Raw genomic sequence first — 14,889 nt, forward strand, 5'->3', positions numbered from 1 at the left:
CTATACTTGAGCCCAACATAACAACATCAAGGGGGCGCCCATGTGGCTCAAACTGGCCATTGTGATGCTGCTGGCGCTGATCGTGATCAGCCTGTTCAGCGGGCTGTTTTTTCTGATGAAGGACAGCAGCGGACGTGGGCGGCTGGTAACCGCCCTGAGCGTGCGCATCAGCCTGACGATCCTGCTGATGGGCCTGATCGCCTGGGGCTTCTGGTCCGGCAACCTGGTCTGGAATACGCCCTGGCTGCATTGACAACGCCGCCGCCCGCATGGGTCAGAAAATGTAGACGAAGATGAACAGGCCGACCCAGACCACATCAACGAAGTGCCAGTACCAGCTGGCCGCTTCGAAGCCGAAGTGCTGTTGCGGCGTGAAGTGACCCTTGGTGATGCGGATCAGCATGATCGCCAGAATCAGCGTGCCCATGGTCACGTGGGCACCATGGAAACCGGTCAGCATGAAGAAGGTCGCGCCGTAGATGCCGGAGTTCAGGGTCAGCCCCAAATCGTGGTAGGCGTGCTGGTACTCCAGCGCCTGCAGAATCAGAAACACGGTGCCCAGCGCCACGGTCAGGCCGAGCCAGGCCTTGGTGGCGCCCCGCTTGTCGGCTCTCAGCGCATGGTGGGCGAAGGTGACGGTGACACTGGAAGAAATCAGCAGGATGGTGTTGATCAGCGGCAGCTGCCAGGCGCTGATCACCTCTTTCGGGCCGGGGAAGGCTCCTGGATCGGGGTTGACCATCAGCGGCCATTGATAGACGAACTCGGGCCAGAGCATGTTGGTCACACCCTTGTCGCCCTCACCACCGAGCCAGGGGCCGGCGAAGGTACGCACATAAAAGAGTGCGCCGAAGAACGCGGCGAAGAACATCACCTCGGAAAAGATGAACCAGCCCATGCCCATGCGGAAGGAGCGGTCCATCTGCGGGCTATAGAGCCCCTCGCGGCTTTCCTTCACCACGTTGCTGAACCAGCCGAACATCATGTAGGCGATCATCAATGCACCGGCAAAGAAGATCCATTTGCCGAGGCTGCTGCCGGCGCCGGCGGCATCGCCATTCATCATGCTACCGGCGCCAAACACCGTCAGCAGCAGGGCGACCGAGGCAATGATCGGCCATTTGCTCTGGGCCGGAACGTAATAGGTTTCGTGATTGGCCATCTGTTGTTCTCCTTATCCGGCAATCATGTTCAGTGAGCCTGGGCTGACGCGCTCGCCAGCTTGTCAGGCATCCGCTCCGATACATCAAACAGGGTGTAGGCCAACGTCAGGTGCTTCACGTCGGTCGGCAGCGCCGGGTCGACAATGAAGCGCACCGGCATCTCCACGCTTTCCCCTGGTTGCAACACCTGCTGGGTAAAACAGAAGCATTCGGTCTTGTGAAAATAGGCTGCGGCCTTGGCGGGCGAGACGCTGGGAATGGCCTGCGCCACCATGGGGCTGTCCGTCGGGTTGTGGGCATAGAACAGCATCTCGCGGGTTTCGCCCGGATGCAGACTGAGTTGCTCTGCATCCGGATTGAAGTCCCATGCCATGCCCTGGGCCCGGGTGGCGACGAACTGCACCCGCAGGGTGCGGCTGGCATCGATGTGCTCGACGTCCTGCTGATAGGCTGTGCCGCTGGTCTTGCCGTTGATGCCCAGGGCATCGCACATCACGTCATACAGCGGCACCATCAGAAAGCCGAAGGCAAACATGCCGATCACGGTCAGCACCAGGCGCATGACTACCGGTTTGTTGGATTGCTGCTCGCTCATGGCCAGCGCCTCCGGTCATTTCACCTCGGGTGGGGTGGTAAAGGTGTGGTACGGCGCCGGTGATGGCACGGTCCACTCCAGCCCTTCTGCCCCTTCCCACGGATTGGCTGCCGCCTTCGTTCCGCCCTTGATGCACTTGATGACGATGAACAGGAACAGCAACTGGGTCACCCCGAACATGAAGGCGCCAACCGACGAGATCATGTTGAAGTTGGCGAACATCACGTTGTAATCCGGGATCCGCCGCGGCATGCCTGCCAGCCCCACAAAGTGCATCGGGAAGAACGCCAGGTTCATGCCGATAAAGCTCATCCAGAAGTGGGTTTTGGCCAGGGTTTCGTCGTACATGTGACCAGTCCACTTCGGCAGCCAGTAATAGGCCGAAGCGAAGATGCCGAAGATGGCACCGGGCACCAGTACATAGTGGAAGTGCGCGACGACAAAGTAGGTGTCGTGGTACTGGAAGTCGGCCGGTGCAATCGCCAGCATCAGGCCGGAGAACCCGCCGATGGTGAACAGGATCACGAAGGCCACGGCGAACAGCATCGGCGCTTCAAAGGTCAGCGCGCCGCGGAACATGGTGGTCACCCAGTTGAATACCTTCACCCCGGTGGGTACCGCGATCAGCATGGTGGCGTACATGAAGAACAGCTCGCCGGTAATCGGAATGCCGACGGTGAACATGTGGTGCGCCCAGACGATGAACGACAGGAAGGCGATGGCTGCGGTGGCGTACACCATCGAGGTGTAACCAAACAGCGGCTTGCGGCTGAAGGCCGGGATGATCTGGCTGACCGCGCCGAACGCCGGCAGGATCATGATGTAGACCTCGGGGTGACCGAAGAACCAGAAAATGTGCTGGAACATCACCGGATCACCGCCGCCGGCGGCATTGAAGAAGCTGGTGCCGAAATGGATGTCCATCAGCATCATGGTGACCACGCCGGCCAGCACCGGCATGACGGCGATCAGCAGGAAGGCGGTAATCAGCCAGGTCCAGACGAACAGCGGCATCTTCATCAGCGTCATGCCGGGTGCGCGCAGGTTGAGGATGGTGGCGATGATGTTGATCGCGCCCATGATCGAGCTGATGCCCGCCAGGTGAATGGCGAAGATGAAGAAGGTGACGCTGGGCGGCGCATAGGTCGTCGACAGCGGTGCATAGAAGGTCCAGCCGAAGTTCGGGCCACCTCCCTCCATGAACAGTGTCGAGACCAGCAGCCCGAAGGCCATCGGCAGCAGCCAGAAACTGAAGTTGTTCATCCGTGGCAGCGCCATATCCGGCGCGCCGATCATCAGTGGAATCATCCAGTTGGCCAGGCCGACAAAGGCGGGCATGACTGCACCGAACACCATGATCAGGCCATGGGTGGTGGTCATCTGGTTGAAGAACTCGGGCTGCACCAGCTGCAGGCCCGGCTGGAACAGTTCGGCACGAATGACCATGGCCATCGAGCCGCCGAGCAGGAACATGGCGAAGCTGAACCACAGATACATCGAGCCGATGTCCTTGTGGTTGGTCGTCAGCACCCAGCGCATCAGGCCCTTGGCCGGACCGTGGGCATGGTCGTGGTGATGGGTATCGATCACAGCACTCATGGCAGGTCTCCTATTGGCCTTCTTTCGCCTTCAGAACATCGATGGGCGAGAGCATTTCGCCGGTGTCGTTGCCCCAGGCATTGCGCTCGTAGGTGATCACGGCAGCAATGTCGACTTCAGACAATTGCTTGCCGAACGCCGCCATGGCGGTGCCGGGCTTGCCGTTAAGCACGATGTCGAGGTGCGCGGCCATGTCTTCGGTGGCAATCTGGCTGCCCTTGAGCGCCGGGAACATTGGTGGCAGGCCCTCACCGTTGGGCTGGTGACAGGAGGCGCAGGCGGTGGTGTAGACCTTCTCGCCACGCTCGACCAGTTCGTCGAGGGTCCAGGTCTTGTCACGCAGCTCGGCTTCCTTCGCCGCCGCCTCTTTCTGCTCAGCCAGCCAGGTGTCGTATTCATCCTGCGGCAGCACCTGCACCACGACCGGCATGAAGCCGTGATCCTTACCGCACAGTTCGGTGCATTGGCCGCGGTAGATGCCGGGTTCTTCAACCCGGGTCCAGGCCTCGTTGATAAAGCCGGGGATGGCATCCTTCTTCACCGCAAAATCCGGTACCCACCAGGAGTGAATGACGTCGGAGGCGGTGACCAGGAAGCGGACCTTTTTGCCGACCGGGATAACCAGCGGGTTGTCGACCTCCAGCAGGTAGTCCGGGCTCTTGGCGCTGACGTTGGTGATTTCGTCGCGCGGCGTGGTCAGGGTGCTGAAAAAGCTGACCCCTTCGCCGACGTACTGGTATTGCCAGCGCCATTGATAGCCGGTGACCAGAATATCGACGTCTGCTTCGTCGGCGTCGTAGATATCGATCAGGGTTTTGGTGGCCGGAACCGCCATGACAATGAGGATGACCAGCGGGATGACGGTCCAGAGGATTTCGACGCCGACGTGCTCGTGGAAGGTCGCCGGCTTACTATCGGCCGATTTGCGGTGCATCAGCATCGACCAGAACATCACACCGAATACCACGACGCCGATGACGACGCAGATCCAGAAGATGGTCATGTGCAGATCGAACACGGACTGGCTGACGTCGGTGACGCCACGGCGCATGTTGATGCCCCACTCAGCGTTGGCCGACAGGCCAAGCGCGCACAGGAACAGGCCAACAGGCCAGGTGATTGCTGCTCGCAACATTCCCGGTTCCCCTTTTATTGTTGTTATCGCTTCCGGTGCACGGAATGAGGGGTATCTGGAGCAGGTACAACACTGCGCAGATACCCGAAACCGCGGGATGCGCAGCGCGAAGATCGCGATGAATCACCCCCGGTCGGAACTCCCCCACAGGCTACCGACACAATCGAGTATAGACAGGGGTTGCGGCTTGGCAATGTTGCGTCTCACTGACAGCGAGCCGCGATAGTTGGAACGCGGGGGAGGGTGTCCGCCCTGAGGTTGCAGTTATTACAATTGGATCTAATGGCTCCCGATGAGTCACTTTGACGGAATGGGGTGCCTCTGCTAGCTTTTCTCGAAATGAGAATGATATCAATATGCTGTTGGCCGCTTGCAGCATTCAGCCGTCGTTGTGGAGCGTGAAACATGAATATAACCGGCCTGAAACGCCGTATTGCCGATGCCATGGCGCAACCTGACTCGGTCGGGGCGATGCAGCGTTGGCTTGAATCCCGTCTGCCGGCCCTGCACCCGTCGATCCGGGTGGAGAATAATCAGGTCGAAACCCTGTATCGGTTTGCTCGGGCCTATATCGAGCAGGTACCGGACGTGCTGGAGGCGGCAGCTGCAGTAGCGCAGGCCGCTCACTTGCGCGAGCGCATGCTGCCGGTGCTGAAGGTGGCGGAAGCCTTTTTCCTGCAGCCCCCGGATCTGCCCAGTGAGCACAAAGGGCTGATTATGCTGCTGGACGAGGCCTATCTGGCGCATCGTCTGGTCGAGGAGGTCAACGATCGTTACGTCGTCAACGGCATTGCGCCGCTGATTCCGATGGATACCACGCGGGCCAATCTGATTGTGCATCAACTGATGGGCGAGGGGTTTGCCAACCAGCTGGATACGGCGGTGGAAACAGCGGTTTCTGGCCTGCTGCCGGAGGATCTGTTTCAGTCGGAGCCGTTCAGGGCCTATCAGGCCAGTCAGGACCCGGCGCAGGTGCGCCGGTTATGGGCAAAATGGCCCTGTATGTCCCGTCAGTTGGGGGTCGAGATTGAGTTGCGCGGCGCTGCCTGAACAGCAGCCGGCCCGTATTGCGAGCCGGCTGCCCGGTCAGTCCTTTTTTTTCAAACGCGGGTTGGGGAAGAACTGCACCGTCTGACTGCTCGGCTTCTTTGGTGCCTTGCGTGCCTCGTTGACCCGGGTGGTCAGCTCTTTGGGTACCGAGTTGCCGCGGGCATCCAGCGTATCGGCGTAGCCGCACTCCACGCATTCGCGGTGTGGTACGCCGTCTTCCTCGTACATCTTGATGGTATCCATCGCGCTGCACGCCGGGCAGACCGCGCCGGCGATGAAGCGCTTGATCGGTTGCTGGTTCATGCGGCTTCTCCGGTCAGGCCCGAGTGGCGCAGCAGCGGATCGATTGACGGCTCACGACCACGGAAGGCGACGAACAGCGCCATCGGCGCTTCACTGCCGCCACGGGCAAGAATGTTGTCGCGGAAGGCGCGGCCGGTCTCGGCGTTCAGCACCCCTTCCTCCTCGAAGCGCGAAAAGGCATCTGCCGACAGCACTTCTGCCCACTTGTAGCTGTAGTAACCGGCTGCATAGCCACCGGCAAAGATATGGCTGAAGCCATTCTGGAAGCGGTTGAACGACGGTACCCTGATGACCGCAATCTCATCGCGCACCTGATCAAGTACCTGCTGCACGCTCAGCTCGGGGTGCTTGCGCACATGCAACTCAAAGTCGAACAGCGAGAACTCGATCTGACGCAGCATGCCGAGGCCGGACTGGAAGTTCTTGGCCGCCAGCATCTTGTCCAGCAGGTCCTGCGGCAACGGCTCGCCGGTTTCATAGTGGCTGGAGATCAGCGCCAGGCCTTCCGGCTCCCAGCACCAGTTTTCCATGAACTGGCTCGGCAGCTCGACCGCATCCCAGGCCACGCCATTGATACCGCTGGCAGAGGCGTAGTTCACCCGGGTCAGCAGATGGTGCAGGCCGTGGCCGAACTCGTGGAACAGGGTGGTGACTTCGTCGTGGGTCAGCAATGCCGGCTTGCCGCCGACCGCCGGGGTGAAGTTGCAGACCAGATAGGCGATGGGGCGCTGCAGGGCGCCGTCGGGCAGCAGGCGCCGGTCACGGCAGCCATCCATCCAGGCGCCGCCGCGCTTGTTGGCGCGGGCGTACAGATCGAGGAAGAAGCGGCCGATGACTTCGCCCTGCTCGATCACCTCGAACAGGCGCGCGTCCTTGTGCCAGCGCTCGAACTCGGCGACTTCGCGCAGCTCGATACCGTAGAGCTTCTGGACGATGGCGAACATGCCGTTGATCACGGTATCGATCGGGAAGTAGGGGCGCAGCATTTCCTGAGAAATGGCGTAACGCTGCTGGCGCAGCTGCTCGCTGTAGAAGCCAAAATCCCAGGGCTGCAGGTCGTCGCAGCCCTGTTCTGCGGCGAAAGCCTTCAGGGCGGCCAGGTCCTGTTTCGCGAACGGCTTGCTGCGCTCGCCAAGATCACGCAGGAAGCCGAGCACCTGATCGGTGCTTTCGGCCATCTTGGTCGCCAGCGACAGCTCGGCATAGTTGGCAAAACCCAGCAGCTGGGCCAGCTCCTGACGTAATACGAGAATCTCTTCGATCACCGGGCCATTGTCGAACTGGCCGGCGTTGGGACCCTGATCGGAGGCGCGGGTGCAGAAGGCGGTATAGACCTCCTGACGCAGGGCGCGGTCGGTGGCGTAGGTCATCACCGGGAAGTAGCTGGGGAACTCCAGGGTAATGAGCCAGCCGTCCAGCTCGCGGGCTTCGGCGGCCTGTTTGGCCTGCGCCAGCGCGGACTCGGGCAGGCCGTCCAGCTGGGCCGCGTCGGTGATGTGCTTGGTCCAGGCCTGGGTGGCGTCGAGCACCTGATTGGAGAAGGTGCTCTGCAACTCGGACAGACGCATCTGCAGCTCGCCGTAGCGCTTCTGCTGCTCCGGCGGCAGGGCGATGCCGGACAGCTTGAAGTCGCGCAGGGCGTGTTCAAGGATGGTCTGCTGGGCCTTGTCCAGCGTGGCGAACTCGTCGCTGGAGGCGAGCTGCTGGTAGGCTTCAAACAGCGCCTGATTCTGGCCCAACTCGGTGTAATACTGGCTCAGCAGCGGCAGGCAGCTTTCATAGGCTTCACGCAGCTCTGGGCTGTTCATGACCGCATTGAGATGGCTGACTGGCGACCAGGCACGGCCAAGGCGTTCGCCCATGTCATCCTGCGGCTCGATCAGGTTGGCCCAGGTCCATTGCGCTGGAGGGTTGGCCAGCAGGGCATCGAGCTGTGCGCGGTTGTCAGCCAGAATCTGCTCGATGGCCGGTTTGACGTGCTCGGCACGGATCTCGGCAAAGGGCGGCAGATCGTAGGGTTGCAGCAGCGGATTGGGCATGGCGGGTATCCTGATTCGATCGATGACTTACAATGCGCCCATGGTAATCAACTCCGGCGCGCTTGGCATCGTGACTTCGTTAGAAGTTCTCAATGACGGCGATAGCCGCAAAATTCAAGGGTGATGCGATGAACGTACGTAGCTTCAGGGACTGGCAGCCGGTGCTGGGTGACCGGGTGTTTGTTGATCCGTCGGCGGTGGTATTGGGCGACGTGCACCTCGGTGACGATTGCTCGGTCTGGCCCGGCGCGATCATTCGTGGCGACATGCACAGCATTCGTATTGGCGACCGCACCAGCGTGCAGGATGGCAGTGTGCTGCACATCACCCACGCCGGCCCGTTCAATCCGGATGGTTATCCGCTGAACATCGGCGATGACGTGACCATTGGCCACAAGGTGCTGCTGCATGGCTGCAGCATCGGCAGCCGTGTGCTGGTCGGCATGGGCAGCATCGTCATGGATGGCGCGGTGGTCGAAGACGAGGTGATCATCGGTGCCGGCTCTCTGGTGCCGGCCAAGCGCACGCTGGAAAGTGGTTATCTGTATATGGGCAGCCCGGCCAAACAGGTGCGCCCGTTGACCGACAGGGAACGTGAGTTCTTTACCTACTCGGCTGCCAACTATGTACGGCTGAAGGATCAGCACCTGCTGGAAAACTGGGCCTCCAGCTGAGCCGGGCTTCGCTATACTACACCGCTACGGACAGTCATCGGACAGGAAAGCCATTGGATTCGGAGCACGGAATACATCGACGGGCGGCAGCCGGGCTGGAGGATTCTGCCCGGCGCTCATTGCTGCGTCTTATCTTTGCCTGCACTGGCGTCGTACTCTGCGGCTTTGCGCTGCTGCAGTTTGGCAATGACAATGCCGTGCTGGCAACGCTGGAAATCATCGTTGGCCTGTTCCTGCTGTGGTCGGCCCGCACAGTCATGCGGGTCCGCTGGCTGACGCCCTGGATCTACGGCTACCTGTTGCCTACCTTCTGCTTTCAGCTCTATATCATGCTGATGCCCGAGGCGTCGGTCACCGCGTTCGTCTGGGTGTATATGGTGCCGGTGCTCGCCTATCTGCTGCTGGGGCGCCGTGCCGGATTGCTGCTGTCGATCCCGTTCATGGTCGCGGCCCTGCTGCTTTATCTGTGGCGCTATGCCGACCCGGAATCGGCTGCCGGGCTGATCGATATCGGCAACGCGGTGATCTGCGGCCTGATGATTCTGCTGTTCGTGCACTTTTATGAGGGCCGGCGCGCGGTGGCGCAGCAATCGCTGCAGCGCATGGCGGAAATGGATGGATTGACCGGTGTATTCAATCGCGCCCGTTTTCATCAGTTGTTTGCCCAGTGCATCGAGCAGAGTCAGCGCAGCAGCGACGAGTTTGCTTTGGTGCTGCTGGATGTCGATCATTTCAAGCAGGTCAATGACAGCTGGGGCCACGAAGCGGGCGACCGTGCCCTGCAGCACCTGTGCCGGGTGCTGGGGCAGCGGCTGCGCGGCACCGATGTGATCGGGCGGTTGGGTGGCGAGGAGTTCGGGTTGTTGCTGCGCAATACCGACGCGGTGGCTGCCGAACAACTGGTGCAGACGCTGTGCCTGCAGCTTGAGCGTTCGCCGCTGGTCTGGCAGGGCCAGGCGCTGCCGATTACGGCTACCTTCGGGGTGGCCTGCTGGCCCCGGGACGCACGTGATGCTGGCGGTCTGTACCGCTGCGCCGATCAGCGTCTTTACCGGGGCAAGGCCTACGGTCGCAACCGGGTGGTCAGTTCCGGCGGAGCACTGACGGTCAGCGATATTGCCTGATGCCGTTTCGGCCGACGGATTGGCAGGCAATCAAGTCTGTGAATAGTAGGCCTGCCGGGGCTGGTAGCGGCCCCGGTTCGTTTATGATCCGGGGGTTCGCGGAGGTTTCCGCCCATTCACTCATTCATGCAAGAGGCATCACATGTCTGCTCATATCAACCGCAAGATCGTGCTCAACAAGCGCCCGCAGGGCGAAATTCAGGATGGTGATCTGGTTCTGAAGGAAGAACCAGTTCGTGAGCTCAAGGATGGTGAGGTTCTGATCAAGACCCTGTGGCTGTCGCTTGACCCCTACATGCGTCCGCGCATGAACGACAGCAAGGGCTACATGGACCCGATTGAAATCGGCGCGCCGATTGTCGGCGAAAGCGTTGGCCGCGTTGTCGAGTCCAAGTCTGAAAACTATGCAGTGGGTGACGTTGTGACTGTCTACTCCGGCTGGCAGGAGTACTGCATCATTCCGGGCAACGCCCCTATGGTTTACAAGATCAAGGATCAGGGCGTGCCGCTGCAGGCTTACCTGGGTGTGGCCGGTATGCCGGGCCGCACAGGGTACTGCGGCCTGATGTATGTGGGTAAGCCCAAGGCTGGCGAAACCGTCGTGGTTGCCGCTGCGTCCGGTCCGGTCGGTACCGTGGTTGGCCAGACCGCCAAGCAGGAAGGCTGCCGTGTTGTCGGCATCGCCGGTGGCCCCGAGAAGTGCCGCTATGTCGTGGAAGAACTCGGTTTCGACGCCTGCATCGACTACAAGGCCGGTAACCTGGATGCGGATCTGGCCGCAGCCTGTCCGAACGGCATCGACGTGTATTTCGAGAACGTCGGTGGCGAGGTAGCCAAGGCGGTAGCCAAGCTGATCAACCCGGGTGCCCGCGTGCCGATCTGTGGTTATGTATCGGCCTATAATGCCGAAGACCAGAGCAAGGTCGAAACCCCGTTCCATATCTTTGGTGCGCTTGATCCCAAGCCGGAACACCGCTTCTTCCTGGTCACCGAATGGCAGGACAAGCATCAGGAAATCACCGCGCTGCTGGCTGGTCAGGTCGCATCGGGTGCCCTGAAGTACAGCGAGACCGTTGCCGAGGGCCTGGAGAACGCGGTTGAGGCGTTCAAGGGCATGCTCAAGGGCAAGAACTTCGGCAAGCAGCTGGTTCATATTGCCGACTGATGTTGTCGTAACTATCCCGGGCGCTGCTGCGCCCGGGATAGTGCACTTCTCCTCTCCTGCACACCCCTCCGGGTTATGCATATTCGCCTTTCTGGCGACGACTTTCTGACCAAATCGACGATTTTTGGTACAGAACCTGCAAGGCTCTGCACTATCCTGAGCCGCATGGCGCGAACCTGGCCGGCCGCTGCACCAGTGGGGTGCATGACCTGAACAGTTGCGCTATCAAAGTGCCAGTTACCAAATGGAACAGGTATCTCCCATGCCCATCCCGATGCTCGATGTTCTGTGGTTGGTTTTGTGTGCCGGACTGGTATTCAACATGCAGATCGGCTTTCTCTGTCTGGAGTCGGGGCTGACTCGCAGCAAAAATGCCATCAACGTTGCGGTCAAGAACATGGCTGACCTGAGCGTTGCCATTTTTTGCTACTGGCTGTTCGGTTTCGGTTTGATGTTCGGGGCTACTGCCGGCGGCTGGTATGGCGAGGGCTTCTCCATGCTGCCCTTTGCCGATACCTGGCATTCGGCGTTCTTTCTGTTCCAGGCGATGTTCTGTACCACGGCAGCGACCATCGTGTCGGGTGCCGCTGCCGAGCGGATGCGGTTTGCGTCCTACCTGCTGGTGACACTGATCATCGCCGGCTTCATTTACCCGCTGTTTGGTCACTGGGCCTGGGGCGGCGTCTTTGCCGATGGCCTGGGCTGGCTGGCCGAACGCGGCTTTGTCGATTTTGCCGGTTCTACCGTGGTGCACGGGGTAGGCGGCTGGGTGGCGCTGGCGGTAATTCTGATTCTGGGCCCGCGCCAGGGGCGTTTTGAGCAGGACCGGGACGGGCGCAGCATGCCCGGATCGAACCTGCCGCTGGCGATGCTGGGCGCGTTGATGCTGATGTTTGGCTGGTTCGGCTTCAACGGCGGCAGCACGCTGAGCTTTGATGGCCGGGTGCCGGGCATCATCGCCAACACGGTATTGGCCGCCATTGCCGGAACCCTGGGCGGCATGGTGATGTCCTGGCTGCGCTGGCGACTGGTCGATCCGGTCTACCCGCTCAACGGCATGATTGCCGGTATGGTTGCGGTAACCGCCGGCGCGCATGTTGTCGATGCGTCGGCTGCGTTCTTTATTGGTCTGATCGGTGCGGTCGTGATGTATCTGGCGGACCGGTTGCTGCTTCGGTTTCAGATTGATGATGCGGTCGGTGCCGTGCCGGTGCACCTGGCCAGCGGTATCTGGGGCACGCTGGCAGTTGCGCTGTTCGCCGATCTGGGTGCGCTGGGCACCGGGCTGACCCGTAGTCAGCAGTTTATTGCCCAGCTGGAAGGGGTGCTGGTCGCAGGGGTGTGGGCCTTCGGGTTGACCTGGCTGCTGTTGCGCGCGGTCAATCGCTTCTGGCCGATGCGGGTAACGCCGGACGATGAGCTGGCTGGCCTGAACGTGTCCGAGCATGGCGCCCGTACCGAACTGATCGAGCTGCTTGAAGCAATGGCCGCCCATCAGCGCGATGGCCGGTTTGAGCGGGATGTGCCGGTGGAACCCTTTACCGAGGTGGGCCAGATCGCGGCGCAGTACAACAAGGTCATTCACGCCCTGCGCCGCGCCGTAGGCGTGACCCAAAGCATCATCCGTGACATTCGCGACGGCGTGGTTACCTGTAACCGGGACGGCATCCTTGCGACCTGCAACCCCGGAGCCGAGCGCCTGTTCGGGCTGCCCGCCGGCGCCCTGATCGGCCAGCCGATGGCGCGTCTGGTGGCGGAGCGTGACTGGTCAGGCCTGCCCTTGCCGGAAGCCGGCAGCGAGATCAAGCAGGAGGTGCTGTTCAGTCGCAACGACCATGATCAGTTTGTTGCCGAGTTGACGGTCAGCAGCGGGTCACTGGAGGACGACCTGTATACCTGCATGATCCGTGATATCACCGAGCGTCGGCGTATCGAGCAGCAGCTGTTTCAGGAGAAGATGCTGGCGCAGGTGACCCTGGCGTCGATCGGCGACGGCGTGATTACCACCGGTCCCGATGCGCGCGTGCGCTACCTCAACCCGATAGCGGAACAGCTGACTGGCTGGCGCGAGGCTGATGCGGCAGGAAAACCGCTGGATGAGGTGTATTGCCTGTTCGATGAAAGCACCGGAGAAAAACTGCTCAATCCGGTCAGCGCCATGTTGCGGCGTTACCGGCAGGCACTGAGCCGCCCGGCCGGCAGCATGAACCAGCTGCGCCGGCGCGATGGCAGCGAAGTGACGGTGCAGGATGCGGTGGCGCCGATCCGCGATGCCGAAGGGCACATCATTGGCGCGGTGCTGACCTTTCGCGATGTGACCGTCAACCGCCGGCTGGCGCTCGAACTGTCCCATCAGGCAGCCCATGACACCCTGACCGGCCTGGTCAACCGCAAGGAGTTCGAGCGGCGGGTGGCCCAGGCGCTGCAGCGCGGGCCGGGCGCGCGCGTCGACCAGGTGCTGTGCTATATGGATCTCGATCAGTTCAAGATCGTCAATGATACCTGTGGTCACGCGGCCGGAGACGAGCTGTTGCGGCAACTGGCCAAGCTGTTCCAGTCGCACATTCGCAGTTCAGACGTGCTGGCGCGCCTCGGTGGCGACGAGTTTGGCTTGCTGCTCAGTGGTTGCACGCTGGAAGAGGCCATTCCGGTGGTTGATGGCATCCGCGCGTTGGTCGAAGAGTACCGGTTCAGCTGGGAAGGGAAGACGTTTGCTGTCGGGGTCAGTATCGGCCTGGTCCAGATCGAAGAGCAGGTGGCCAGTCTCGATGTGCTGCTCAGCGCCGCAGACAGCGCCTGTTATGCGGCCAAGGACGCCGGTCGCAACCGTATTCACCTGTATCAGGCCGATGATGCGCAGATGCAGGAGCGGCGCGGTGAGATGCAATGGGTCAATCGCTTGCGTCAGGCACTGGATGCCGATCTGCTGCGGCTCTATGTCCAGCCCATTTACGCTATCAGCGAGCGCGAGACCCAGCCTGGCTATGAGGTGCTGGTGAGAATGCTTGGTGAGGATGGCCGTATTATCCCGCCGGGAGCGTTCATGCCGGCTGCCGAGCGCTATGATCTGGCGTCGGCCATCGACCGTTGGGTGGTGGGCAACTTTCTGGCCTGGCTCGGGGATTACAGCCGACGGCAGGGCGGTGCACTGGGCAGCTACTCGATCAACCTGTCGGCGGCGTCGATTGGTGAGGAGAGTTTTCTCGATTTCGTGCTGGCGGCGATCGAGCGTCACGGCGTGCCAGCCCAATTGATCTGCTTCGAGATTACCGAGACCAGCGCCATTGCCAACCTGAACAAGGCCATCGTCTTTATGCAGCGGCTCAAGGATATCGGCTGTCAGTTTGCGCTGGATGACTTTGGCTCGGGACTGTCGTCGTTCGCGTATCTGAAGTCGCTGCCGGTGGATTTTCTGAAGATCGACGGGGTGTTCGTCAAGGACATCGTGGCGGATCCGATTGCCCGGGCGATGGTCGCGTCGATCAACACCATCGGCCACGAAATGGGCCTGCAGACGGTTGCCGAGTTTGTCGAAACCGAGGCCATTCTTGATCAGTTGCGCGAGCTGGGGGTGGACTATGCCCAGGGCTATTTTCTCGGGCACCCGCAACCCTTGAGCGAGCTGGATGGCGTGCGGATGATGCCGCGCTAGCGGCCGGCAGGCGGCTGCGGTTCGGCGCGTGTCCATAACCAGAGCGCAACGCAACAGAGAAAGGTCGGCAGGCTCCAGCGCAGCCAGTCGGGGGCGGGCAGCAGCCAGATCATGACTACGCTGCTGAGCATCAGCAGACTTGCGGCCCATTTCGCCCGCCGCGGAACCGCCCGGCGCGTACGCCAGTCACGAATCAGCGGGCCATAGTGCGGGTGCAGCAGCAGGCGGGCCTCCAGCTCCGGCCAGCCACGTGCCGAGGCCCAGGCGGCGACCAGCAGAAAGGGGGTGGTCGGCAAACCGGGAACTACGACACCGATGGCGCCGAGGGCGACGCACAGTGATGCCAGAGAGCGCCAGAACCAGATCATGGGCTGGCCGGTTGGGAACAGA

At 61.3% G+C, this 14,889-nt stretch carries 13 protein-coding genes; 6 read left to right on the forward strand and 7 right to left on the reverse strand.

The annotated features are described in order from the left end of the window. The first annotated feature begins 40 nt into the window (after window positions 1-40). Complete coding sequence (locus tag AC13EY_RS18785) at window positions 41-253, forward strand: DUF2909 domain-containing protein (RefSeq protein ID WP_228245627.1); 213 nt, start codon at window positions 41-43, stop codon at window positions 251-253. A gap of 21 nt (window positions 254-274) precedes the next feature. On the opposite strand, the gene AC13EY_RS18790 is transcribed toward AC13EY_RS18785, so the two are convergent. The 4 genes from AC13EY_RS18790 to coxB are packed head-to-tail and all read right to left on the reverse strand — an operon-like array spanning window position 275 to window position 4,492. Further along, window positions 275-1,162 (reverse strand): cytochrome c oxidase subunit 3, encoded by an 888-nt coding sequence (locus AC13EY_RS18790; protein WP_228245628.1) that lies wholly within the window; start codon window positions 1,160-1,162, stop codon window positions 275-277. Window positions 1,163-1,191: 29 nt separating this feature from the next. After that, the gene (locus AC13EY_RS18795; RefSeq protein ID WP_228245629.1) at window positions 1,192-1,758 is read right to left on the reverse strand and encodes a cytochrome c oxidase assembly protein; all 567 of its coding nucleotides are present in this window, start codon (window positions 1,756-1,758) and stop codon (window positions 1,192-1,194) included. Window positions 1,759-1,773: 15 nt separating this feature from the next. Continuing rightward, window positions 1,774-3,357, reverse strand: a complete 1,584-nt coding sequence (gene ctaD / locus AC13EY_RS18800) for a cytochrome c oxidase subunit I (RefSeq protein WP_228245630.1) — start codon at window positions 3,355-3,357, stop codon at window positions 1,774-1,776. Between the two features lie 10 nt (window positions 3,358-3,367). Further along, window positions 3,368-4,492: a cytochrome c oxidase subunit II gene (gene coxB / locus AC13EY_RS18805; RefSeq protein WP_228245631.1), complete on the reverse strand. Its 1,125-nt coding sequence runs from the start codon at window positions 4,490-4,492 to the stop codon at window positions 3,368-3,370. Window positions 4,493-4,897: 405 nt separating this feature from the next. Here coxB and AC13EY_RS18810 point away from each other — a divergent pair, with 405 nt between their 5' ends. Beyond that, window positions 4,898-5,542 carry a hypothetical protein gene (locus tag AC13EY_RS18810; protein WP_228245632.1) on the forward strand — a complete coding sequence of 215 codons (645 nt, stop codon included), beginning with the start codon at window positions 4,898-4,900 and terminating at the stop codon, window positions 5,540-5,542. A 36-nt stretch (window positions 5,543-5,578) separates the two neighbouring features. Here AC13EY_RS18810 and AC13EY_RS18815 read toward each other — a convergent pair whose 3' ends face one another. Next, complete coding sequence (locus tag AC13EY_RS18815) at window positions 5,579-5,845, reverse strand: YheV family putative zinc ribbon protein (RefSeq protein WP_228245633.1); 267 nt, start codon at window positions 5,843-5,845, stop codon at window positions 5,579-5,581. Further along, entirely contained in the window at window positions 5,842-7,884 is a 2,043-nt protein-coding gene (gene prlC / locus AC13EY_RS18820; RefSeq protein WP_228245634.1) for an oligopeptidase A, read from the reverse strand. The genes AC13EY_RS18815 and prlC overlap by 4 nt, the downstream gene beginning before the upstream one ends. 128 nt (window positions 7,885-8,012) lie before the next feature. Between prlC and AC13EY_RS18825 the strand changes: the two genes are divergently transcribed. From AC13EY_RS18825 to amt, 4 genes are all read left to right on the forward strand, one after another. After that, window positions 8,013-8,558 (forward strand): gamma carbonic anhydrase family protein, encoded by a 546-nt coding sequence (locus AC13EY_RS18825; protein WP_228245635.1) that lies wholly within the window; start codon window positions 8,013-8,015, stop codon window positions 8,556-8,558. 53 nt (window positions 8,559-8,611) lie between these two features. Continuing rightward, window positions 8,612-9,682: a GGDEF domain-containing protein gene (locus AC13EY_RS18830; protein WP_228245636.1), complete on the forward strand. Its 1,071-nt coding sequence runs from the start codon at window positions 8,612-8,614 to the stop codon at window positions 9,680-9,682. Between the two features lie 142 nt (window positions 9,683-9,824). Further along, a complete protein-coding gene (locus tag AC13EY_RS18835) occupies window positions 9,825-10,847 on the forward strand; it encodes an NADP-dependent oxidoreductase (RefSeq protein WP_088276970.1) in 1,023 nt (340 codons plus the stop codon). Window positions 10,848-11,109: 262 nt separating this feature from the next. Further along, window positions 11,110-14,499 carry an ammonium transporter gene (amt, locus tag AC13EY_RS18840; protein WP_228245637.1) on the forward strand — a complete coding sequence of 1,130 codons (3,390 nt, stop codon included), beginning with the start codon at window positions 11,110-11,112 and terminating at the stop codon, window positions 14,497-14,499. Here amt and AC13EY_RS18845 read toward each other — a convergent pair. Further along, window positions 14,496-14,867, reverse strand: coding sequence for a YbaN family protein (locus AC13EY_RS18845; protein WP_228245638.1), 372 nt, complete (start codon window positions 14,865-14,867; stop codon window positions 14,496-14,498). The genes amt and AC13EY_RS18845 overlap by 4 nt on opposite strands. Between the last annotated feature and the right edge of the window lie 22 nt (window positions 14,868-14,889).

The organism is Halopseudomonas sp. L-58, assembly GCF_056859475.1.